The organism is Salmonella bongori NCTC 12419, assembly GCF_000252995.1.
GTDB classification, from domain to species: domain Bacteria; phylum Pseudomonadota; class Gammaproteobacteria; order Enterobacterales; family Enterobacteriaceae; genus Salmonella; species Salmonella bongori.
On record NC_015761.1, the window covers coordinates 3,117,936 to 3,139,929 of the forward strand.

Sequence of the window (21,994 nt, forward strand, 5' to 3'; positions counted from 1 at the left end):
TTCGCAAAGTAATTCGATATATCGGAATCAAATTCTTAAATGATAATGATTGTTAATAAGAGAAAATGCAACTCTTTTTTGATAGCCTTGTTGTAGAGCACTTTCCTCGCAACCAAAAATAATCCATTACAAATCATAACATTATCTCATTAATAAAAATCAACCTTGCTAACACTTCTTATTTAGATATAAATTAGATATATCTAAACAAACAGGAGGCAATGATGCAAAATCAACATGAAGGGTGTTGCAAAAACCGGGATCATAAACATGACGGCTGCTGTAAAGGTCGGGAACATCAGCATGAAGACTGCCATGACGCACATCAGCATGAGAGTGCCAGTTGCGACAGCGAACACCTTCACGGGCGCGGCTGTGGTCGCCATGGGCGGGGCGGTGGCCGCCGTCAGCGCTTTTTTGGCCACGGTGAACTTCGGCTGGTCATTCTTGATATCCTGACCCGCGACGCCAGCCACGGCTATGAATTAATTAAAGCGATAGAAAACCTGACGGGGGGAAACTATACGCCAAGCGCTGGCGTGATCTACCCAACGCTGGATTTTTTACAGGACCAGCAGTTCATCACTATTAGCGACGAAGAAGGCGGGCGGAAGAAAATCGCGATTACTGAGAGGGGCGCGCAATGGCTTGATGAAAATCGCGAACATCTGGCGCATATTCAGGCGCGAACAAAAGCACGCTGTGTCGGTATGGAGTTACGTAAAAATCCGCAGATGAAGCGGGCGCTGGATAACTTCAAGGCCGTACTGGATCTGCGGATAAACCACAGCGATATCAACGACGCGCAAATCAAACGCATTATCGGCGTGATTGATCGCGCGGCGCTGGAGATCACCGAACTGGATTAAGCTGGCTGAACGTCCTCTTCCCGGACGCGGAACACATTAACCAACTCTTTTAAATGTAGCGCCTGTTCGTTCAGCGACGCCGCGGCGGCAACAGACTCTTCTACCAGACAAGAGTTTTGTTGCGTGGCGGCGTCAATCAGGCCAATCGCGCTGTTAATCTGCGAAATACCATCGGTTTGCTCGCGGCTGGCTTGCCCAATTTCACGCAAGATGACATCCATCTCTTCGACGTTATCCACCATACCATTAATCAGATCGCTGGCTTTCTCCACCAGTTGCATCCCCTCCTGGGTCTGGCTGGTCGAATCTTCAATCAGATTACGGATTTCGCTGGCCGACGAAGCGCTCTTTTGCGCCAACTGGCGAACCTCCCCTGCGACAACGGCAAAACCGCGTCCATGCTCGCCCGCGCGCGCCGCCTCAACCGCCGCGTTCAGCGCCAGAATATTGGTCTGGAAGGCAATGGAATCAATGATATTGATGATATCTGACATACGATTTGCCGTATCGTTAATGACACGCATTTTCTGCGTCACCTGATTCATCATCTCACCGTTGTTTTTCACCACACTGGCGGCACCCGCAGACAGTTTTGTCGCTTCGCTGGTATGGTCAGCCGTATTTTTAACGGTGGCGGTAATTTGTTCCATCGATGCCGCCGTTTCTTCAACAGAGCTGGCCTGCTCTTCAGTACGGGCCGCCAAATCTTGGTTGCCGGCAACAATTTGCGCCGCCGCCGTCGAGATACTTTCCGAACCGTTTTGCACTTCCTGTACAATCTCCAGAAGACGCGTCTTCATCGCCATTAATGCCTGTAACAGGACACCGGTTTCATCTTTATCGTTGGTGGTGATATGACGGGTCAGATCGCCATCGGCAATCGCTTCAGCAAAACGTACTGCTTCATCAAGCGGTTGGGTAATGGAGCGCACGATATACCATCCCATAACACTTCCGGCGGCGATGCTTATCAGCGCTAAAGTGATTAACAGTGTCCGATTCGTTTTAAAATCTCCTTCGACCTGTACACCTGCGTGTTGCATCTGCGCATCCTGAACGGCGATAAGTTCCTGGACTTTATCTTTATAGATCTTTTGTACCTGTACCGTTTTAGTCATCATCTCCTGAATGGCCGCCTGACGATTATGGCTTTGGATATCCCGTAAAATGCGGAATCGCGATTCCAGGTACTGTTGGCGCGCTTCACGGATTTCAGTAATGATTTTTTGCGAAGCCGCATCATGACGATGTCTGGAAAGCTCATCCAGTAACGCCGAAATACGCTGGCTTATCTCATCCAGTTCTTTCTGCGAGCTCTGGCTCCAGCGCCCTTCCTCATCCAGTAACATAAGCTGCTGCGCGATGATGAAATCATTAAAATTATCAATCAACAGATTAGCTTTCACCGTGGTGGGATAGTCATTGGCAATAATGTTCTGCATCCCCGTATTAGCCCGATCGAGGCTGAACAAAGACAAAGCGGAACTCACCACCATAAGTACAATGAATAAACCAAAGGCAATAAATAATTTCGAACGTATTTTAATGTTATGCAAAAACATATTTTCTCCCTGGGAATGCATATCCTCATACAGGAAGATTTATCGGCAGAAATGTTACTAACTTTATGATATTGATCGTTTTTTATTTCAAAGCATTATTAATAATTATATTTTATCGTTCGTAAAAAAATTGAGCTAATAGTGGTATAAATTGTGACTTATAATGAAAGAAACAGACTGAATGGTTAATCATTACTCATTAATTACAGGATAAGACACCCATTAATAGGTAGATGAAAGCCGCCTATCAGCCAGCAGATTTCCTCTCTCAGAACGTGTCCGCCCGGTAAGCAACTTGCTGCCAGGCGGACATCATTACAGCGGTAGCGTAAAATTAAACGGTATTAATGCAGCACCGTGACCGCATCCTCCAACCGGCTGGCGCGATGTTTTACCATTGCCGATACCTGCGCGCTCTCTTCCACCAATTCCGCGTTTTTCTGGGTAATGCGATTCAGCTCATCCACCGCGCGGGTCAGGCTGGAAAGTCCATCTGTCTGTTCCAAAGTAGACTGACTAATACGGGCAATAAGCTGCGTGACATTTTGTACCTGAGCCACAATGTCATCCATAGTACGGCCTGCGGCATGAACCTGCTCGGAGCCTGACTGCACCTTTGTTGCACTGGCATCAATTAATTTGCGAATATCGTTTGCTGCGTTCGCACTGCGGCTGGCGAGATGGCGAACCTCGCCGGCAACCACTGCAAACCCTTTCCCCTGCTCGCCCGCTCTCGCCGCTTCTACCGCGGCATTCAGCGCCAGGATATTTGTCTGAAAAGCGATGTCGTTAATCAGCGTAGTAATGGTGCCAATACGCTGCGTACTGTTGGCGATATCGTCCATCGTTTTAATGACTGTATCCATCGCCTCGCCTCCCTGGGTTGCGGCACTACTGGCCGCTATAGAGAGCTTGTCCGCAGCGGAAGCCGTCTCTGAATTGAGTTTGACGGATTCTGCCATCTGGTTCATGGTCGCCACCGTTTCCTGAACATTTTCCACGGTCTGGCGGGTATGCTTATTCAGGTCATCATTCCCCTTCGCCAGTGTTTCGCTGCCGTTTCTGACGCTGGAGACCTGACTTGATACATCATTGATCAGCCAGCGGCACATTAATCCAAGCTGTCCCACCGCTCTTAGCGTCAGTCCCAGTTCATCGCTACGGTTAAGATGTTGCACGCTGTTGCGCTCACCGGTCGCGACTTTTAGCGCCTGTGTCGCCACATTTTCAATGGGGCGCACAATTTGCCATTCAAATATTGCGGCTCCGGCCAGCATCACCAACGCGCTCATCAGCAACGCCAGCCATGAGGCATCCGTATAAAAGAGCGCCGCCGCCAATATCACAGCCATGAGCCCCATGACGCTGCGCACCCGACAGCGAACAGACATGGCGGGCAGCCTGCCTGACCAGCCCCGCCGAACGACTAACCCTTTATGAATACGCTTGTTACACCGCCCTTCATTCAGCGCCTTATATAACGGTTCGACGGCGGCAATCTCGTCATCCGTGGCCCGGGTACGAATCGACATATACCCCGTCACCCGACCTTCGCGCACCATCGGTACCGCGTTGGCCCGCACCCAATAATGGTCGCCGTTTTTACGGCGATTTTTCACAATACCACTCCACGGTTCACCCTGCTTTAGGGTATACCACATGTCTGCGAAAGCGGCTTTCGGCATATCCGGATGGCGTACCAGATTATGTGGCTGCGCCAGCAACTCGTTTAACGTATAGCCGCTTACCTGGACAAAGGTGTCATTGGCGTGCGTGATATAGCTTTCCTGGTCGGTCGTGGACATCAGCGTGGTATCATCATCCAGCGGCGTATTTCGCTGGCTGACGTAGGGATGAGAAGACATGATAGCGTCCTGTGCAGGTTATCTGGATGTTAATTTTTCTATCAGATGTTATTTCGGCGCTAATCTATTTATCTTTAGTTGTTAAAATTGACCTGGATCGCAATTTGCAATTAATCATTAATATTTGTACGATTTTTACTTCATCCGGCTAATTATTTTCATTCTGAAATTGTTTAGCCGGGACAATCTTTTTCTCTAAAACTTGCCCTGGCTCACTTTTTTTTAGCAGCGCCGTTAACGCAACAAACCGTAAACCGTAAAACAAGATCTGCTCAAAATACACCCACTTGTTAACAGGTGGTATTAAATGTTGTATTAATGTGAGTGTTCCTGGTGTTTATCCCGATTTTCGCTATGGCCTTTGGCGCCCCCTAATCCCTGCAATACTTACTTTAGTATCATGTGATACGCGGCCTCCTGGAGCTTATTTTGAACAGGTTACCTTCCAGCGCATCGGCTTTGGCCTGTAGCGCCCACGCCCTGAATCTCATTGAGAAGCGAACGCTAACTCACGACGAAATGAAAGCATTAAACCGAGAGGTGATTGACTACTTTAAAGAACATGTAAATCCGGGATTTCTGGAATACCGAAAATCGGTTACCGCCGGCGGGGATTACGGAGCCGTAGAGTGGCAAGCGGGCAGTCTGAATACGCTTGTCGACACCCAGGGCCAGGAGTTTATTGATTGTCTTGGCGGGTTTGGCATCTTTAACGTGGGGCACCGTAATCCTGTTGTGGTATCCGCCGTGCAGAATCAGCTCGCAAAACAGCCCCTGCACAGTCAGGAGTTGCTTGATCCCTTGCGGGCGATGCTGGCAAAAACACTGGCGGCGCTGGCGCCAGGCAGACTCAAGTACAGTTTTTTTTGTAACAGCGGCACCGAATCCGTCGAAGCGGCGTTAAAACTGGCAAAAGCGTATCAGTCACCACGTGGCAAATTTACGTTTATCGCCACCAGCGGCGCATTTCACGGAAAATCATTGGGCGCGCTCTCCGCTACGGCCAAATCGACCTTCCGTAAACCGTTTATGCCTTTGATGCCTGGCTTCCGCCATGTACCGTTTGGCAATATCGACGCTATGCATACGGCATTTAATGAAGGTAAAAAGACGGGCGATGAAATAGCAGCCGTCATTCTGGAAGCTATTCAGGGTGAAGGCGGCGTGATCCTGCCGCCGCAAGGCTATCTGACCGCGGTGCGTAAGATCTGCGATGAATTCGGCGCTCTGATGATTCTGGATGAAGTACAAACCGGAATGGGGCGAACCGGCAAGATGTTTGCCTGTGAACATGAAAATGTGCAGCCTGATATTCTGTGCCTGGCAAAAGCTCTGGGTGGCGGCGTCATGCCGATTGGCGCCACCATCGCCACTGAAGAGGTGTTTTCAGTTCTGTTCGACAATCCCTTCCTGCATACCACCACCTTTGGCGGTAATCCGTTGGCCTGCGCTGCCGCACTGGCAACCATCAACGTTCTGCTGGAACAAAACCTTCCGGCCCAGGCGGAGCAAAAAGGCGATACATTACTGGATGGTTTTCGACAACTCGCGCGTGAATATCCCACTCTGGTACAGGATGTACGCGGAAAAGGCATGTTAATGGCCATTGAGTTCATAGATAACGAAACAGGCTACCGTTTTGCCAGTGAGATGTTCCGTCAGCGCGTACTGGTTGCCGGCACGCTGAATAACTCGAAAACGATTCGTATCGAACCGCCGCTAACGCTAACCATTGAACTGTGCGAACAGGTCCTGAAATCAGCGCGTAACGCGCTGGCGGCAATGCAGGTGAGCGTGGAAGAAGTTTAAACACATGCCGGATGGCGCTGCGTCATCCGGCATGTTTTTTCTCTGGCGCTGTCTCTTTTTTGAATCCCATCACAATCACTACATTCCCCTTTTCCCTTTTACGCCGCGGCGGCTACAGTAGTAACTCATCCGACCACATAACAATAATTTTACATACTGGATATGCTTATGAGCTACTCGTCGCTGTTCGCCCCACTGGATCTGGGCTTTACCACTCTCAGAAACCGCGTGCTGATGGGATCGATGCACACCGGCCTGGAAGAACATCCTGACGGTGCAGAGCGTCTGGCGGCATTTTATGCTGAACGCGCGCGGCACGGCGTGGCGCTCATCGTCTCAGGGGGAATTGCGCCTGTCCCTTCCGGCGTCACCACCACCGGCGGCGCGATGCTGAACGATGCCAGCCAGTTAGCGCATCATCGCGTTATAACCAATGCCGTACATGCAGAAGGCGGAAAAATCGCGCTGCAAATTCTGCACACTGGACGTTACAGCTATCAACCGCATCTGGTCGCCCCCTCAGCCATTCAGGCGCCGATCAACCGCTTTACGCCGCATGAACTAACGCATGATGAAATCTTGCGGTTAATCGATGATTTCGCGCATTGTGCGCAACTGGCGCGGGAAGCAGGCTATGACGGTGTAGAAGTGATGGGGTCAGAAGGCTATCTGATTAATGAATTTCTCACGCGACGAACTAACCAGCGCAATGACGAATGGGGCGGCGATTATGCCCGGCGAATGTGTTTCGCTGTTGAAGTCGTACGCACAGTACGCCAACGGGTAGGGAACGACTTTATTATTATCTACCGCCTGTCAATGCTCGATCTGGTGGAAAATGGCGGCACGTTCGACGAAACGGTCCAGCTGGCGCAAGCCATTGAAGCTGCAGGCGCAACTATCATTAATACTGGCATCGGCTGGCATGAAGCGCGAATCCCTACCATCGCCACGCCGGTACCGCGCGGCGCCTTTAGCTGGGTGACGCGTAAACTTAAAGGTCATGTGTCGGTCCCCCTCATTGCAACAAATCGCATTAACGATCCGCAGGTCGCCAATGAGATCCTGGCGCGTGGCGATGCCGATATGGTATCGATGGCGCGTCCCTTCCTCGCCGACGCTGAATTTCTTACTAAAGCGCAATCCGGGCGCGCAAATGAAATTAACACCTGTATTGGCTGTAACCAGGCCTGTCTGGACAGGATCTTCATCGGCAAAATCACCTCTTGTCTGGTTAACCCGCGCGCCTGTCACGAAACCCAGATGCCGATAACGCCGGTCATACGCAAAAAAAACCTGGCCGTTGTCGGCGCGGGTCCGGCGGGGCTGTCTTTCGCCATTAATGCCGCGTCGCGCGGCCATCATGTCACATTATTTGACGCCCACAGTGAAATTGGCGGTCAGTTTACTGTCGCCAGACAGATCCCGGGCAAAGAAGAATTTTATGAAACTCTGCGCTACTACCGTCGAATGATCGACGTTACTGGCGTTACGCTGAAACTGAACCAGCGGGTGAATGCAGCGGATCTTCAGCCGTTTGACGAAGTGATCCTCGCCTGCGGGATCGAACCGCGTCGTCCGCCGATCGACGGTATCGATCACTCAAAAGTATTGACCTACCTGGAAGTATTGCGTGATAAAACGCCTGTCGGTAAGCGGGTGGCAATCATCGGCTGCGGCGGGATCGGTTTTGACACGGCCATGTATCTGAGCCAACACGGCGAATCTACCAGCCAAAACATTGCTGAATTTTGTACCGAATGGGGAATTGATACCAGCCTGCGCCAGGCGGGTGGTCTGCGTCCGGAAGGCCCGCGTCTGGCACGCAGCCCCCGCCAAATTGTGATGCTCCAGCGTAAAGCCAGTAAACCAGGAGACGGTTTAGGTAAAACAACGGGTTGGATCCATCGTACCACGCTACTGGCGCGTGGAGTGAAGATGATCCCGGCGGTCAGTTACCAGAAGATCGACGACAAAGGATTACATATTTCGATCGGCGGTGAACCGCAATTGCTGGAGGTCGATCATGTCGTGATCTGCGCCGGCCAGGAACCCCAACGCGAGCTGGCGGAGCCGTTACGCGCCGCGGGCAAAACGGTCCATCTTATCGGCGGATGCGATGTGGCGATGGAGCTGGATGCCCGGCGGGCGATTGCCCAGGGCACCCGACTGGCGCTGGAGATTTAACGGCTTTTGCCTGATGGCGCAGCGCTTATCAGGCCGCCGGACAGGCCGGATAAAACGCGCGGGTGCCGTCATCCGGCGGCAAACGCTTTCAGGTTAACGGCGGCGTCCCAGTTTTACCGCCTTCAGAATCACAAACTTATTGTTGGTCGCTATTGTCACGCAGTTACCAAAAATCTTCTTCAGTTTGTGGAAATAATCCAGATGACGATTCGCCACAATATACAGTTCGCCGTTGATTTTCAGGCAACGGCGGGCATGGTGGAACATCTCCCAGGCGATATTATCGGTCAGAGCGTGCTTCTGGTGAAACGGCGGATTGCAGAACACCGCATTGAAGCGGAAAGGTTCAACGCCGGAGAGTGCGTTGTTGATCATAAATTCACAGCGATCGAACGCCTCCGGCAGGTTCGTTTCTACATTCAAACGGCTGGAATCTACCGCCATCGGCGATTCATCAACAAATACCACGTTTGCCTGCGGGTTTTTCGCCAGTAAGCTCAGGCCAATCACCCCGTTGCCGCAGCCGAGATCGACAATCTCCCCGTCGAGGTTTTCCGGCAGATGCTGCATAAAGAAGCGCGCGCCGATATCTAACCCGGTACGGGAAAACACATTAGCGTGATTGTGAATCGTCCAGCCGGTCTCATCCAGTTTCCAGCTTAGCGTTTGCGGCGCGTCGGCCAGCGGCGGTTCGCTGAAGGTACAGTTAATCAGTCGCGCTTTCTTCCATGCCAGCGTCGTCGTGGTCGGACCCAGCACCTTTTCAAACAGTTCCAGCGTAGAAGTATGAATATCACGCGCTTTCGCGCCGGCGATAATACGTGTTTGCGCTGTCACCACGTTACGCAAAGCGCGTAACTGCTGTTCCAGCAACGCCAGCGTTTTCGGCACTTTAATCAATACCACGCCCGGCGACTGGGGGTAATCAGCCGTACTGTCGAGAAACGTCACGCTGGACTCGGAAATATCGTTGCGGCGTAAATTCTCCCGCGTACCGAGCTCACTTAAATACGAGTCCCCAATACTGTATGGCGAATGCTCCGCCAGCGCGCAGCTCAGCGCGCCAAACGTATCATTCAGGATCAGCACCGGGCCGCAAATTTCCGTCTCATCCAGCTGTTGCAGCAGATATTCATCAGCCGCCTCCCACGCCAGCAGCGGGTTAACATCATCCGTTTCCGGAAAACGTTTCAGCGTGAGTGAACGGAAACCGTCGTCTACGTGGCTCATTGGGCCTCCTGAATGGTAAAATTGCAGCGTTATCCCTGAAAAGGGTGCGTGAGTATACACTTTTTATCAGCAACATGGAGCTTTGATGACCTCACTACCTTACCTGCAGGGGTATCCGGAACACCTCCTTGCCCAGGTGCGCACCTTAATCGCCGGGCAGCGCCTGGGAGCGGTGCTGGAAAAACGCTATCCCGGCGCGCATGATTTCGCCACTGACAAAGCGTTATATCAGTACACGCAGGCGCTGAAAAATCAGTTTTTGCGCAACGCGCCCCCCATCAATAAAGTGATGTATGACAGCAAAATTCACGTGCTGAAAAATGCGCTGGGGCTGCATACCGCCGTCTCACGCGTCCAGGGCGGCAAGCTCAAGGCAAAAGCGGAGATCCGCGTCGCCACCGTGTTTCGCAACGCCCCGGAGCCGTTTCTGCGAATGATCGTGGTTCACGAACTGGCGCACCTGAAAGAAAAAGAGCATAACAAAGCCTTTTATCAGCTCTGCTGCCATATGGAGCCGCAGTACCATCAGCTGGAGTTTGATACCCGCCTGTGGCTAACGCACCAGGCGCTGTCGGCGCAATAAATTCTGAAAATGCCCCTTTCCCCGTATCTTTTTAATGACGCGGGCATAAAATCGGCGCGTTCACATGTCGCTCATTGCCTGCCGTCACGTCAAGGATGAGGATCTGTGGAGGGTATTCCTTATCCACCACCAACGGAACCGGGCGAAAACCATGATCTCACAATGTGTCCGCTTGATCCGCCGTCGCTGTTTTACACGCCGGACGTTAACAGGGATGTGCTTTCTGCTTGTAGCAGCGGGGGGCGTGCTTTTCTACGCCAACCGGCTTATCGTCAACGCCTCACAGCATCTGACATGGAATGCGATTCAGGCCGTTCCCGCCCGCGAAGTTGGTCTGGTGTTAGGCGCTAAACCTGGCAATCGATACTTTATCCGGCGAATAAATACCGCCGCCGCGTTATATCATGCTGGCAAAGTAAAGTGGTTGTTAGTCAGTGGAGACAATGGCCAAAAAGAGTACGATGAACCGTCGGCAATGCAGCAGGCGCTAATAACGAAAGGTGTACCGGAAGCGGCCATTTTTTGTGATTATGCCGGATTCTCCACACTGGACTCCGTGGTTCGCGCCCGGAAGGTATTTGGTGAAAACCGCATTACAATTATTTCGCAAGCGTTTCATAATCAGCGGGCGATCTGGTTAGCGCAACAATATGGCATTGACGCGATCGGCGTTAACGCGCCGGATCTGAACAAAAGGCACGGGACATACACCCGGCTTCGGGAAAAGCTGGCGCGGGTCAGCGCAGTGCTGGACGCCAAAATTTTGCGCCGTCAGCCTAAATATCTGGGCGTTACTGTCACTATCGGAGCCAATAACGCACACGGGTGCCCTTCTCGCCAGTAAAATAACAGATTGCGTCACAGCGCACTGGCAAGCGCATAAAGGCGTGCTACATTGACGAAAATCCCTTTCAGGAGTCCGCTGACGTTTATGATACGTTTCGCTGTAATTGGTACTAACTGGATCACTCGCCAGTTTGTCGACGCTGCCCACGAAACGGGCAAGTTCAGACTTACCGCCGTTTATTCCCGCAGTCTTGAACAGGCACAATCTTTTGCTAATGATTATCCCGTCGAACATTTGTTTACTTCGCTGGAAGCCATGGCACAGAGCGACGCGATAGAGGCGGTTTATATTGCCAGCCCGAATTCCCTGCATTTCTCCCAGACGCAGCGCTTTTTGCAGCATAAAAAACATGTCATATGCGAAAAACCACTGGCTTCTAACCTGGCGGAGGTTGATGCCGCTATCGCCTGCGCGCGCGCCAATCAGCGAGTGCTGTTTGAAGCCTTTAAAACCGCCTGCCTGCCCAATTTCCTGCTGTTGCGGGAATCGTTGCCGAAAATCGGCAGAATGCATAAAGCATTACTAAATTACTGCCAGTACTCTTCACGTTATCAGCGCTATCTGAACGGTGAAAATCCGAATACGTTTAATCCGGCCTTCTCCAATGGTTCGATTATGGATATCGGGTATTACTGTCTGGCGTCGGCAATAGCACTGTGGGGCGAGCCGCGCAGCGTTCAGGCATCGGCAAATTTGCTGGAAAGCGGAGTGGATGCGCACGGTGTCGTGATAATGGATTACGGTGATTTTAGCGTCACGCTACAGCATTCCAAAGTCAGTGACTCCGTGCTGGCCAGCGAAATTCAGGGCGAGGCGGGGTCGCTGGTGATTGAAAAGCTGTCGGAATGCCAGAAAGTGTGCTTTGCGCCGCGCGGCGCGCTGATACAGGATCTGACCCAGCCTCAGCATATTAATACTATGCTGTATGAGGCGGAGACATTTGCCCATCTTATTGAAAATCACGCCGTGGAGCACCCGGGATTGTCGCTAAGTCGCGCTACAGCAAAATGGCTAACAGAAATACGTCGCCAAACCGGAGTCATCTTCCCGGCGGACGATTTTATGCCTTCCCTTTCTGCGTAAAATTATGTAAATCATATGTTACAGGCCATTGACTCTCCGCATGGCCTGTCATACTTTGTTACGCGCAAAGGGGAGTAACTTCATTGTCGGTCGATCGTCATTACGATGTGTGAAAAACCACATCCGGTCACCGGGCAACGATAAAGGAATACGCCAGCGTATTCCTTTATCGTTGTAAGTGAGACCTTGCCGAATGGCAAGGTCTATGCATAAAAGCAGCGGCTAATGTCATTCGGCGTTAGCCGTTTTTTTTTGCATGGGGAGAAATAATGAATACTGTCGGTACGCCGTTATTATGGGGTGGATTCGCGGTTGTTGTGGTGATAATGCTGTCCATCGACCTGTTATTACAGGGGCGCCGCGGCGCACATGCCATGTCGATGAAACAGGCGGCGGGATGGTCAATCCTGTGGGTAACGCTCTCGCTCCTGTTTAACGCCGCTTTCTGGTGGTATCTGGCGGAAACACAAGGGCGCGCGGTCGCTGACCCGCAGGCACTGGCATTCCTCACCGGCTATCTGATTGAGAAGTCGCTGGCCGTGGATAACGTCTTTGTCTGGCTGATGCTGTTTAGCTATTTCTCCGTCCCTCCGGCACTGCAACGTCGGGTGCTGGTGTATGGGGTACTTGGCGCGATTGTTCTGCGTACGATTATGATTTTTGCCGGTACCTGGCTCATCGCCCAGTTCGAATGGCTGCTGTACGTGTTCGGTGCCTTCCTGCTGTTTACCGGCGTAAAAATGGCGCTGGCGAAAGAAGACGAATCCGGTATTGGCGAAAAACCAATGGTACGCTGGCTGCGCGGTCATCTGCGCATGACCGATACGATCGAGAACGAGCACTTTTTTGTACGCAAAAACGGCCTGCTTTATGCCACACCGCTGTTGCTGGTGCTGATTATGGTTGAGTTTAGCGACGTTATTTTCGCCGTTGACAGTATTCCGGCGATCTTTGCGGTCACCACCGACCCGTTCATCGTGCTGACTTCAAACCTGTTCGCTATCCTGGGTCTGCGTGCAATGTACTTTCTGCTGTCCGGCGTGGCGGAACGCTTCTCGATGCTGAAATATGGTCTGGCGGTCATTCTGGTCTTTATCGGCATTAAGATGCTGATTGTCGACTTCTACCATATTCCTATCGCGATTTCACTGAGCGTCGTATTCGGCATTCTGATCGTTACGCTGGTGGTTAACGCCTGGGTTAACCATCAGCGCGACAAGAAACTGCGTGCGCAATAAGCCCTTATCGCAGTAACCTGCTCTGTTATTAACGCCCGGCGGCGCCTATCTGCCGGGCGTTTTTGTTTAACATGTCACAATCCTGTTAATATAAAGTTATAAAATATGATCACAGCAAAAAATCCAGGATATTTCGCTTCCCGAACCTTCAACTTTCTTTATACTCAACCAGGCAAACACTTTGTTACATCCTGAAAGATGCGCCGTTAGAGCGTGCAGTGGATGAGCAGCAACACAATACAAGGAACATGAAATGGCTACGCAACATGCATCAGGGCTACTGCAGCGTTTAGCGCAGGGCAGCCTGGTTAAACAAATTTTAGTGGGTCTGGTACTGGGGATTTTACTGGCATGGATTTCCAGACCTGCGGCGGAAGCGGTTGGCTTGCTGGGCACTCTTTTCGTCGGCGCCTTAAAAGCGGTTGCTCCTGTTCTGGTGCTGATGCTGGTGATGGCCTCAATCGCCAACCACCAGCATGGTCAAAAGACCAATATCCGCCCGATTCTCTTCCTTTATCTGTTAGGCACTTTTTCAGCCGCGCTGGCGGCAGTCGTGTTCAGCTTCGCCTTCCCTTCAACACTGCATCTGTCCAGCAGCGCACAGGATATTGTGCCGCCGTCTGGTATTGTTGAGGTCCTGCGTGGCCTGCTGATGAGTATGGTGTCAAACCCCATTGATGCGCTGCTGAACGCCAATTATATCGGAATACTGGTCTGGGCAGTCGGCCTGGGATTCGCGCTTCGTCATGGCAATGAAACCACGAAGAATCTTGTGAACGATATGTCCAACGCCGTAACCTTTATGGTGAAACTGGTGATCCGTTTTGCACCAATTGGTATTTTTGGTCTGGTTTCGTCAACGCTTGCAACGACTGGTTTCTCTACTTTGTGGGGCTATGCGCAACTGCTGGTCGTCCTGATTGGCTGTATGCTGCTGGTTGCTCTGGTGGTCAACCCGCTGTTGGTCTTCTGGAAAATTCGTCGCAACCCTTATCCGCTGGTATTTGCCTGCCTGCGTGAAAGCGGCGTGTACGCCTTCTTTACGCGTAGCTCCGCCGCCAATATCCCGGTCAATATGGCGCTGTGCGAAAAACTGAATCTGGACAGAGACACCTACTCCGTTTCCATTCCGCTGGGCGCTACTATCAATATGGCCGGCGCGGCAATTACGATTACGGTGCTGACATTAGCGGCGGTGAATACGTTAGGCATACCGGTGGATCTCCTCACCGCGCTGCTGCTGAGCGTGGTAGCGTCGCTATGCGCTTGCGGCGCCTCCGGGGTCGCAGGAGGTTCATTGCTACTGATTCCGCTGGCGTGCAATATGTTTGGTATCCCGAACGATATCGCAATGCAGGTGGTAGCGGTCGGCTTTATTATCGGCGTACTGCAGGATTCGTGCGAAACGGCGCTGAACTCGTCTACCGATGTTCTGTTCACGGCAGCAGCCTGTCAGGCTGAGGACGAGCGCCTGGCGAATAATGCCCTGCGCAGCTAAGTCATTATTGATGCAGGATAGCGCGTGCTATCCTGCAGATCTGCCGGAGGCGCCTCGCTTGCCCGGCCTGCGTCGCCATCTGGCACGTTTTATAAGGTGACGCCGCTCTTAAAGATTGCCAGCTCGCGGAAATCATTACGCTCGTTACACGTCAGCTTACCATTGGCAATCTCAACAATGGTATCCACAAACTCATTGACGAGTTGCGGCATTGCTTTTCCGTCAATGAGTTGTCCGGCGTTAAAATCAATCCAGTGTTTTTTTCTGCTTGCCAGTTCGCTGTTGGTCGCGATTTTTACCGTGGGGACAAATCCGCCATAAGGCGTTCCCCGTCCCGTACTGAACAGCACCATATGGCATCCCGCCCCAGCCAACGCGCTGGTCGCCACGGCGTCGTTACCTGGCGCGCTTAACAGATTCAGGCCGGTCTTTTTCAGGCGTTCTCCGTAGCGCAGCACGTCAACGACCTGACTGGAGCCCGCTTTCTGAGTGCAGCCCAGAGATTTATCTTCCAGCGTGGTGATCCCGCCCGCTTTGTTGCCCGGCGACGGGTTTTCATAGATTGGCTGGCCATGAGCGATGAAATATTGCTTAAAGTCATTCACCATTGCCACCAGCTTGCTAAATGTCTCTTCATCACGGCAGTGGCTCATCAGCAATTGCTCAGCGCCGAACATCTCCGGCACCTCCGTCAATACCGTAGTGCCGCCGTTAGCGATCACATAATCGGAGAATCGTCCCAGCATCGGGTTGGCAGTAATCCCTGACAGTCCGTCCGAACCGCCGCACTCCAGACCAAATTTTAGCTCGCTCAGTTTGCCAGGTACGCGTTTATCGTGGCGCATTACACTGTAAAGCTGATGAAGATGCTCAACGCCCGCCTCAACTTCATCGTCCTGATGCTGGCAAATCATAAAATGCACGCGCTCAGAGTCAAACTCGCCTAATGTTTCACGAAACGCGTCGACCTGGTTATTTTCACACCCCAGACCAACCACTAACACCGCGCCTGCGTTCGGATGGCGTACCATATTTTGTAGCATGGTACGGGTGTTAATATGGTCATCGCCCAATTGAGAGCAACCGTAAGTGTGGCTAAACAGGAAGACGCCATCGATGTCTTTCGCGTCGTGGCTCTCTTGTAAAAAACGCGTCTGGATCTGGCGCGCAATACCGTTAACGCAACCTACGGTCGGCAAAATCCACAGCTCATTACGTACGCCGACGTCACCATTAGCGCGACGATAGATCTGAACCTCCCGATCCGCAGGCTGTATCTGTGGCGTATGGAAATCAGGTTGATAGCGATACGCATCCACATCGCTCAGATTAGTGCGGGTGTTGTGCGCATGAATATGTTCTCCCGCAGCGACATCCGTCAGCGTATGACCGATCGGTAGACCATATTTAATAACATTTTCACCCGCAGTCATATCACGTAAAGCAAATTTATGTCCACGCACGACATCCTGGCGTAACATCACGATTTGGTTATCAACGCTTATTGGCGTACCTTGCACTAAATCAGCCAGCGCTACCGCAACGTTATCCAGCGAGTGGATCCTGATGTATTGCATATCAACCCCAGACCTTAGTTCAGTTCAATGGCGAAATAGTCACGCGCATTGTTAAAGCAAATATTTTTCACCATCTCGCCCAGTAACTGGATATCAGCCGGCGCTTCGCCCGCAGTAACCCAACGACCAATCATCTGGCAGAGAATGCGGCGGAAATACTCGTGGCGGGTATAGGACAGGAAACTGCGGCTATCGGTCAGCATACCGACGAAGCGGCTCAACAGGCCCAACTGCGCCAGTTGCGTCATCTGGCGCTCCATGCCGTCTTTCTGATCGTTAAACCACCAGCCGGAACCAAACTGCATTTTGCCGGGCATCCCTTCGCCCTGAAAATTACCGATCATAGTACCGATTACTTCATTGTCGCGCGGGTTCAGGCAGTAGAGAATGGTTTTCGGCAGCAGATTCTGTTCGTTCTGCTTGCTGAGTAATTTAGATAACGCTTCCGCTATCGGACGGTCATTAATGGAGTCAAAGCCCACATCCGGCCCCAGCAATGTGAACTGACGAAGATTGTTATTACGCAGAGCGCCAATGTGATACTGCTGTACCCAGCCGCGACGGGCGTATTCCGCGCCGAGAAAAACCAGCACAGCGGTTTTAAACTGCGCCACTTCGCGCTCGTTCAGCGTTTCTCCCACCAGACGGCGCGCCAGAATACTGTCCAGTTCAGCCTCGCTGGCTTCTGCAAACACGACCACGTCCAGCGCGTGGTCAGAGACTTTACACCCATGCGCGGCAAAATGATCCAGACGTTTAGTCAATGCCATTTGCAGATCGCTAAAGCGGCGAATATCGATGTCCGCCACCTCGCCCAGTCTGGTCATGTAGTCACTAAAGGTCGCCTGTTCAATGTTGAACGCTTTATCCGGTCGCCAGCTCGGCAACACTTTAATGTCAAAGGTATCGTCTTTCGCGATCGCGGCGTGGTATGCCAGCGAATCGACCGGATCGTCAGTCGTACCGGCCATTTTTACTTTCATCTGCCGCATGATACCGCGTGCAGAGAACGTCTCCTGACCCAGCAGCGCGTTGCACCGTGCCCAAATATCGTTAGCGGTAGCCGGAGAAAGTCGTTTATCGGTGATGCCAAACGGACGGCGCAGCTCCAGATGTGTCCAGTGGTATAACGGGTTGCCAATGGTATGCGGAACGGTAGTGGCCCAGGCGTCAAATTTCTCCCGATCTGACGCATCGCCGGTACACAACCGTTCTGGTACGCCATTAGTGCGCATTGCGCGCCATTTGTAATGGTCACCTTTTAGCCAGATATCATACAAATTTTTAAAACGGTAATTTTCGGCAATCTGTTGCGGCGGTAAGTGGCAGTGGTAATCGAAAATCGGCTGATCCTTTGCATAATCATGGTACAGACGGCGGGCAAACTCAGTATCCAGTAAAAAATCGTCGGTCATAAACGGCGTCATGGTCATCATCCTCATCAACAAGAGCAGCAGACTGGTTATGTCTTAATAGTGCCAAAGTTATCACACCAATTTCTCTATGCCGAACAACTTTTCGTGAGATAGATCAATAAACATTAACAAATAAAACGTCTATCAACCGGAAAATCGCTTACTAACCCGCATCAGAACGGGTTTTTCTGGAACCAACTGATAACCACACGAAGATTAAAACATTTGTGATGTCACTCACCTTTTAAAGTTGTATGACAAGTTATCGTTCTGCCGTCGCAATAGGTAAGCCGATGGAATGCAACATTATCGATGGCGCCGCCATCGAATTGACCGGTACGGAAACCGAATCAGCACAGTGACTTGATGGCAGAGTCGTGGCATAGCGGATTTTGTCCGATCCCCCTTCGTTAATGGACATCCTCCGCGAGCAGGAAAATAGCCGCGTTCCTTGCGGAAATAACAAAACGATGAGGTTTTAGATGCGTAAAATTAAAGGGTTACGTTGGTATATGATAGCGCTGGTGACGCTGGGCACCGTACTGGGCTACCTGACGCGAAACACGGTGGCGGCAGCAGCACCGACGCTGATGGAAGAGTTACACATCTCTACCCAGCAGTATTCTTATATCATTGCAGCTTATTCTGCGGCCTATACCGTTATGCAGCCGGTCGCAGGCTACGTATTAGATATTCTGGGTACAAAAATCGGTTACGCATTTTTCGCTATCGCATGGGCCGTATTTTGCGGCGCCACCGCGCTGGCGGGAAGTTGGGGCGGTCTGGCGCTGGCGCGCGGCGCGGTTGGCGCAGCGGAAGCCGCCATGATCCCTGCGGGCCTAAAAGCCAGCTCCGAGTGGTTTCCGGCGAAGGAGCGCTCCATCGCTGTGGGTTACTTTAACGTTGGGTCCTCCATCGGCGCGATGATCGCGCCGCCGCTGGTCGTCTGGGCAATTGTGATGCACAGTTGGCAGATGGCATTTATGATCTCCGGCGTATTGAGTTTTATCTGGGCGATGTCATGGCTGGTCTTTTATAAGCATCCCCGCGACCAAAAAAAGCTGACCGACGAAGAGCGCGATTACATCATTAATGGTCAGGAAGCACAGCATCAGACCCACAATGCGAAAAAAATGTCCGCCTTACAAATTCTGCGTAACCGCCAGTTCTGGGGCATCGCCCTGCCGCGTTTTCTGGCGGAGCCGGCATGGGGGACCTTTAACGCATGGATCCCATTATTCATGTTTAAGGTCTATGGCTTTAACCTGAAAGAAATTGCCCTGTTCGCCTGGATGCCGATGCTCTTTGCCGATCTTGGCTGCGTGATTGGCGGTTATCTGCCGCCGCTGTTCCAGCGCTGGTTTGGCGTAAACTTGATCGTTTCCCGCAAGATGGTCGTCACGCTTGGTGCGTTGCTAATGATAGGTCCGGGGATGATCGGTCTGTTCACCAGTCCGTATGTCGCCATTGTATTGCTTTGTATCGGCGGTTTTGCGCATCAGGCGCTCTCTGGCGCGTTAATTACACTCTCTTCTGATGTTTTCGGGCGTAATGAAGTCGCAACGGCGAATGGCCTGACCGGCATGTCCGCCTGGCTGGCAAGCACCCTGTTTGCCCTGGTCGTCGGCGCGCTGGCGGATACTATCGGCTTTAGCCCGCTGTTCGCGGTACTGGCGGTGTTCGATCTACTTGGCGCGTTAGTGATCTGGACGGTTCTGCAAAATAAACCAGCCAGTGCAACTGCCGCCCGTCAGATAAGTGTCCCGGCAACACAAAGTTGATGCCCGACAACGCATATTGATCGCGCTTGCCCGGTAGCGCTACGCTTACCGGGCGTTCTTCCAAATCAGCTCAGGCCCAACGGTTTTTTCGTGGTTGCGAGTGGTGGCAGCTTCACGAAAGTGGTATAACAAATAGAGTCTGCCGTATCATGCCTGGAGCGCATATGGAAATCACCGAACCACGACGTTTATATCAACAACTTGCTGCCGATCTGAAGGCGCGTATTGAACAGGGTCTCTATCATCCAGGCGATAAACTGCCCGCAGAACGTTTTATTGCCGAGGAAAAAAACGTCAGCCGTACCGTGGTTCGTGAAGCGATCATTATGCTGGAAGTAGAAGGTTATGTCGAAGTCCGTAAAGGTTCCGGCATTCATGTTATTTCCAACCAGCCCCGGCACTATATTGTTCCGGATGAAAAGCTGGAATTCGCCAATTATGGCCCTTTCGAACTACTTCAGGCGCGACAGTTGATAGAGAGCAACATCGCCGAGTTCGCCGCGACGCAAGTCACGAAGCAAGACATCATGAAGCTGATGGAAATCCAGGAAAAAGCGCGTAATGAAAAATGTTTTCGCGACTCCGAATGGGATTTGCAATTCCATGTTCAGGTCGCGCTAGCCACGCAAAATTCTGCATTGGCTGCCATTGTCGATAAGATGTGGACGCAGCGCGTACATAACCCTTACTGGAAAAAACTTCACGATCACATCGACTTACGTACCGTTGACAACTGGTGCGACGATCATGACCAGATTCTGCGCGCGCTGATTCGTAAAGATCCACATGCCGCTAAAGTGGCGATGTGGCAGCATCTGGAGAACACGAAACAGATGTTATTTAATGAAACCAGCGATGATTTCGAATTTAATGCCGATCGCTATCTATTTGCCGAAAATCCGGTCGTACATCTTGATACTGTCACTGGCGGAACAAAATAATTATTTTTTACCACGACAGGCGCGTAGACGGCGTCTGCCGTGGCGCTTGGTAAGCATAAAGTATAAAGTGTCAGCCTGTGTAAATCCTCTCGCCACCCTCCTTTGCGATAAGCAAAATCAAAGCTCAACGACGCGTAATTTCTATAACGGACTTCGTTGACCTTTGTTACAATTAGATTCATTTTGAATTTTTGTGTGTTAGTGCTTGCTTACTTCACAACTTAACAAGGAATTGTTCAGGCCGCGAATTTGCCGTTTCCGCAACGCCAATAAAAACGCCAACCATGTTGCGGTAGTGCAAACCCCAGATTACCGGCGTGACGTTAACCGATTTTCCAGGAATACTGAATGGAACTATTGACTCAATTGCTGAATGCCCTGTGGGCTCAGGACTTTGAAACACTGGCCAATCCGTCCATGATTGGCATGCTGTATTTTGTGTTATTTATGATTTTGTTCCTGGAAAATGGGCTGCTTCCCGCCGCCTTTTTGCCTGGCGACAGCTTGTTGATTCTGGTTGGTGTACTGATAGCCAAAGGCGCAATGGGTTTTCCACAAACCATTTTGTTGCTTACCGTCGCTGCCAGCCTGGGCTGCTGGGTCAGCTATATCCAGGGCCGATGGCTGGGAAATACACGAACCGTACAAAACTGGCTTTCCCATCTCCCTGCGCATTATCATCAACGCGCCCACCATCTTTTCCATAAACACGGTCTGTCGGCATTACTGATAGGCCGGTTTATCGCCTTTGTCAGAACGTTGCTACCTACCATTGCCGGCATATCCGGCCTGAATAACGCGCGCTTTCAGTTTTTCAACTGGATGAGTGGCTTATTATGGGTGCTTATCCTGACGTCGCTGGGTTATCTGCTGGGCAAAACGCCCGTCTTTATGAAGTATGAAGATCAGTTAATGTCCTGTCTGATGCTGCTCCCCGTGGTGCTTCTCTTTTTTGGCCTGGCAGGTTCGCTGGTTATGTTGTGGAAAAAGAAGTACGGGAGTCGGGGGTAATTTATGCTTAAACCACGCATAACAGCCCGACAACTTATTTGGATTAGCGCTTTTCTACTGATGCTGACCGTACTCATGGTGGCGTGGTCAACACTACGCCAGCAAGAGTCGACGCTGGCCATTCGCGCGATTAATCAGGGTGCCAGTATGCCGGACGGCTTTTCCGTTTTGCATCATCTGGATGCAAACGGTATCCCTTTTAAAAGCATTACGCCTAAAAATGACATGCTGCTCATTACGTTTGATTCCCCTGCGCAAAGTGCTGCCGCTAAAGCAGTTCTTGATCAAACACTCCCACACGGTTATGTCGTGGCTCAGCAGGACGATGACAACGAAACGGTACAGTGGTTATCTCGCTTACGGGAAAACTCACATCGCTTTGGCTAATCTCCAGGAATCCGAATCATATCACTCACTTTGGTGATTTCGTTGTTTAATGACTATGATTAATAAAGCGGTGTTTAGCCCACCGCGTTATTATCGGGATCGCTCCCCGGA

At 51.5% G+C, this 21,994-nt stretch carries 17 protein-coding genes; 12 read left to right on the forward strand and 5 right to left on the reverse strand.

Annotation, left to right across the window (positions count from 1 at the left end; all coding sequences use genetic code 11):
- The first annotated feature begins 221 nt into the window (after positions 1–221).
- Positions 222–869 carry a PadR family transcriptional regulator gene (locus tag SBG_RS14745; protein ID WP_000983440.1) on the forward strand — a complete coding sequence of 216 codons (648 nt, stop codon included), beginning with the start codon at positions 222–224 and terminating at the stop codon, positions 867–869.
- On the opposite strand, the gene SBG_RS14750 is transcribed toward SBG_RS14745, so the two are convergent.
- Positions 866–2,431: a methyl-accepting chemotaxis protein gene (locus tag SBG_RS14750; protein ID WP_000478452.1), complete on the reverse strand. Its 1,566-nt coding sequence runs from the start codon at positions 2,429–2,431 to the stop codon at positions 866–868. The two genes, SBG_RS14745 and SBG_RS14750, sit on opposite strands and share 4 nt — an antisense overlap.
- Positions 2,432–2,775: 344 nt before the next feature.
- Complete coding sequence (locus SBG_RS14755) at positions 2,776–4,296, reverse strand: methyl-accepting chemotaxis protein (protein WP_000094659.1); 1,521 nt, start codon at positions 4,294–4,296, stop codon at positions 2,776–2,778.
- A 429-nt stretch (positions 4,297–4,725) separates the two neighbouring features.
- On the opposite strand from SBG_RS14755, the gene ygjG reads away from it, so the two are divergent.
- A complete protein-coding gene (gene ygjG / locus SBG_RS14760) occupies positions 4,726–6,105 on the forward strand; it encodes a putrescine aminotransferase (RefSeq protein WP_079775117.1) in 1,380 nt (459 codons plus the stop codon).
- Between the two features lie 168 nt (positions 6,106–6,273).
- Complete coding sequence (locus tag SBG_RS14765; RefSeq protein ID WP_000122474.1) at positions 6,274–8,292, forward strand: NADPH-dependent 2,4-dienoyl-CoA reductase; 2,019 nt, start codon at positions 6,274–6,276, stop codon at positions 8,290–8,292.
- A 93-nt stretch (positions 8,293–8,385) separates the two neighbouring features.
- On the opposite strand, the gene rlmG is transcribed toward SBG_RS14765, so the two are convergent.
- The gene (gene rlmG / locus SBG_RS14770) at positions 8,386–9,522 is read right to left on the reverse strand and encodes a 23S rRNA (guanine(1835)-N(2))-methyltransferase RlmG (protein ID WP_000019978.1); all 1,137 of its coding nucleotides are present in this window, start codon (positions 9,520–9,522) and stop codon (positions 8,386–8,388) included.
- An 85-nt stretch (positions 9,523–9,607) separates the two neighbouring features.
- Here rlmG and SBG_RS14775 point away from each other — a divergent pair, with 85 nt between their 5' ends.
- The 5 genes from SBG_RS14775 (at position 9,608) to sstT (ending at position 14,771) form a co-directional block, all read left to right on the forward strand.
- Entirely contained in the window at positions 9,608–10,105 is a 498-nt protein-coding gene (locus tag SBG_RS14775) for a M48 metallopeptidase family protein (protein ID WP_000202735.1), read from the forward strand.
- Positions 10,106–10,256: 151 nt separating this feature from the next.
- The gene (locus SBG_RS14780; protein WP_000625353.1) at positions 10,257–10,949 is read left to right on the forward strand and encodes a SanA/YdcF family protein; all 693 of its coding nucleotides are present in this window, start codon (positions 10,257–10,259) and stop codon (positions 10,947–10,949) included.
- Between the two features lie 87 nt (positions 10,950–11,036).
- Positions 11,037–12,035: a Gfo/Idh/MocA family protein gene (locus SBG_RS14785; RefSeq protein ID WP_024135122.1), complete on the forward strand. Its 999-nt coding sequence runs from the start codon at positions 11,037–11,039 to the stop codon at positions 12,033–12,035.
- Between the two features lie 269 nt (positions 12,036–12,304).
- On the forward strand, positions 12,305–13,273 hold the full coding sequence (locus tag SBG_RS14790) for a TerC family protein (protein ID WP_001098831.1): 969 nt from the start codon (positions 12,305–12,307) through the stop codon (positions 13,271–13,273).
- 253 nt (positions 13,274–13,526) lie between these two features.
- Positions 13,527–14,771: a serine/threonine transporter SstT gene (sstT, locus tag SBG_RS14795; RefSeq protein ID WP_000235302.1), complete on the forward strand. Its 1,245-nt coding sequence runs from the start codon at positions 13,527–13,529 to the stop codon at positions 14,769–14,771.
- Between the two features lie 89 nt (positions 14,772–14,860).
- Here sstT and SBG_RS14800 read toward each other — a convergent pair whose 3' ends face one another.
- Together SBG_RS14800 and uxaC are read right to left on the reverse strand one after the other, a co-directional pair.
- Positions 14,861–16,348, reverse strand: coding sequence for a UxaA family hydrolase (locus SBG_RS14800; protein WP_001199406.1), 1,488 nt, complete (start codon positions 16,346–16,348; stop codon positions 14,861–14,863).
- A gap of 14 nt (positions 16,349–16,362) precedes the next feature.
- Positions 16,363–17,775, reverse strand: coding sequence for a glucuronate isomerase (gene uxaC, locus SBG_RS14805; RefSeq protein ID WP_000187429.1), 1,413 nt, complete (start codon positions 17,773–17,775; stop codon positions 16,363–16,365).
- 470 nt (positions 17,776–18,245) lie between these two features.
- On the opposite strand from uxaC, the gene SBG_RS14810 reads away from it, so the two are divergent.
- The 4 genes from SBG_RS14810 (at position 18,246) to mzrA (ending at position 21,883) form a co-directional block, all read left to right on the forward strand.
- Positions 18,246–19,544, forward strand: a complete 1,299-nt coding sequence (locus SBG_RS14810) for an MFS transporter (protein WP_001226461.1) — start codon at positions 18,246–18,248, stop codon at positions 19,542–19,544.
- 164 nt (positions 19,545–19,708) lie between these two features.
- Positions 19,709–20,485, forward strand: a complete 777-nt coding sequence (exuR, locus tag SBG_RS14815; protein ID WP_000406481.1) for a transcriptional regulator ExuR — start codon at positions 19,709–19,711, stop codon at positions 20,483–20,485.
- A gap of 348 nt (positions 20,486–20,833) precedes the next feature.
- The gene (gene yqjA, locus SBG_RS14820; RefSeq protein WP_000422141.1) at positions 20,834–21,496 is read left to right on the forward strand and encodes a DedA family general envelope maintenance protein YqjA; all 663 of its coding nucleotides are present in this window, start codon (positions 20,834–20,836) and stop codon (positions 21,494–21,496) included.
- Positions 21,497–21,499: 3 nt separating this feature from the next.
- Positions 21,500–21,883 carry an EnvZ/OmpR regulon moderator MzrA gene (gene mzrA, locus SBG_RS14825; RefSeq protein WP_000917519.1) on the forward strand — a complete coding sequence of 128 codons (384 nt, stop codon included), beginning with the start codon at positions 21,500–21,502 and terminating at the stop codon, positions 21,881–21,883.
- The last annotated feature ends 111 nt before the right edge of the window (positions 21,884–21,994 follow it).

What these genes read in the sequence shown, in the direction of transcription:
- mzrA (WP_000917519.1), top strand. Translation starts at nt 21,500, where the DNA reads ATGCTTAAACCACGCATAACAGCCCGACAACTTATTTGGATTAGCGCT.
- SBG_RS14810 (WP_001226461.1), top strand. Translation starts at nt 18,246, where the DNA reads ATGCGTAAAATTAAAGGGTTACGTTGGTATATGATAGCGCTGGTGACG.
- SBG_RS14780 (WP_000625353.1), top strand. Translation starts at nt 10,257, where the DNA reads ATGATCTCACAATGTGTCCGCTTGATCCGCCGTCGCTGTTTTACACGC.
- SBG_RS14765 (WP_000122474.1), top strand. Translation starts at nt 6,274, where the DNA reads ATGAGCTACTCGTCGCTGTTCGCCCCACTGGATCTGGGCTTTACCACT.
- rlmG (WP_000019978.1), bottom strand. Translation starts at nt 9,522, where the DNA reads ATGAGCCACGTAGACGACGGTTTCCGTTCACTCACGCTGAAACGTTTT.
- SBG_RS14745 (WP_000983440.1), top strand. Translation starts at nt 222, where the DNA reads ATGATGCAAAATCAACATGAAGGGTGTTGCAAAAACCGGGATCATAAA.
- SBG_RS14800 (WP_001199406.1), bottom strand. Translation starts at nt 16,348, where the DNA reads ATGCAATACATCAGGATCCACTCGCTGGATAACGTTGCGGTAGCGCTG.
- SBG_RS14775 (WP_000202735.1), top strand. Translation starts at nt 9,608, where the DNA reads ATGACCTCACTACCTTACCTGCAGGGGTATCCGGAACACCTCCTTGCC.
- uxaC (WP_000187429.1), bottom strand. Translation starts at nt 17,775, where the DNA reads ATGACGCCGTTTATGACCGACGATTTTTTACTGGATACTGAGTTTGCC.
- yqjA (WP_000422141.1), top strand. Translation starts at nt 20,834, where the DNA reads ATGGAACTATTGACTCAATTGCTGAATGCCCTGTGGGCTCAGGACTTT.
- SBG_RS14790 (WP_001098831.1), top strand. Translation starts at nt 12,305, where the DNA reads ATGAATACTGTCGGTACGCCGTTATTATGGGGTGGATTCGCGGTTGTT.
- SBG_RS14785 (WP_024135122.1), top strand. Translation starts at nt 11,037, where the DNA reads ATGATACGTTTCGCTGTAATTGGTACTAACTGGATCACTCGCCAGTTT.
- exuR (WP_000406481.1), top strand. Translation starts at nt 19,709, where the DNA reads ATGGAAATCACCGAACCACGACGTTTATATCAACAACTTGCTGCCGAT.
- SBG_RS14755 (WP_000094659.1), bottom strand. Translation starts at nt 4,296, where the DNA reads ATGTCTTCTCATCCCTACGTCAGCCAGCGAAATACGCCGCTGGATGAT.
- SBG_RS14750 (WP_000478452.1), bottom strand. Translation starts at nt 2,431, where the DNA reads ATGTTTTTGCATAACATTAAAATACGTTCGAAATTATTTATTGCCTTT.
- sstT (WP_000235302.1), top strand. Translation starts at nt 13,527, where the DNA reads ATGGCTACGCAACATGCATCAGGGCTACTGCAGCGTTTAGCGCAGGGC.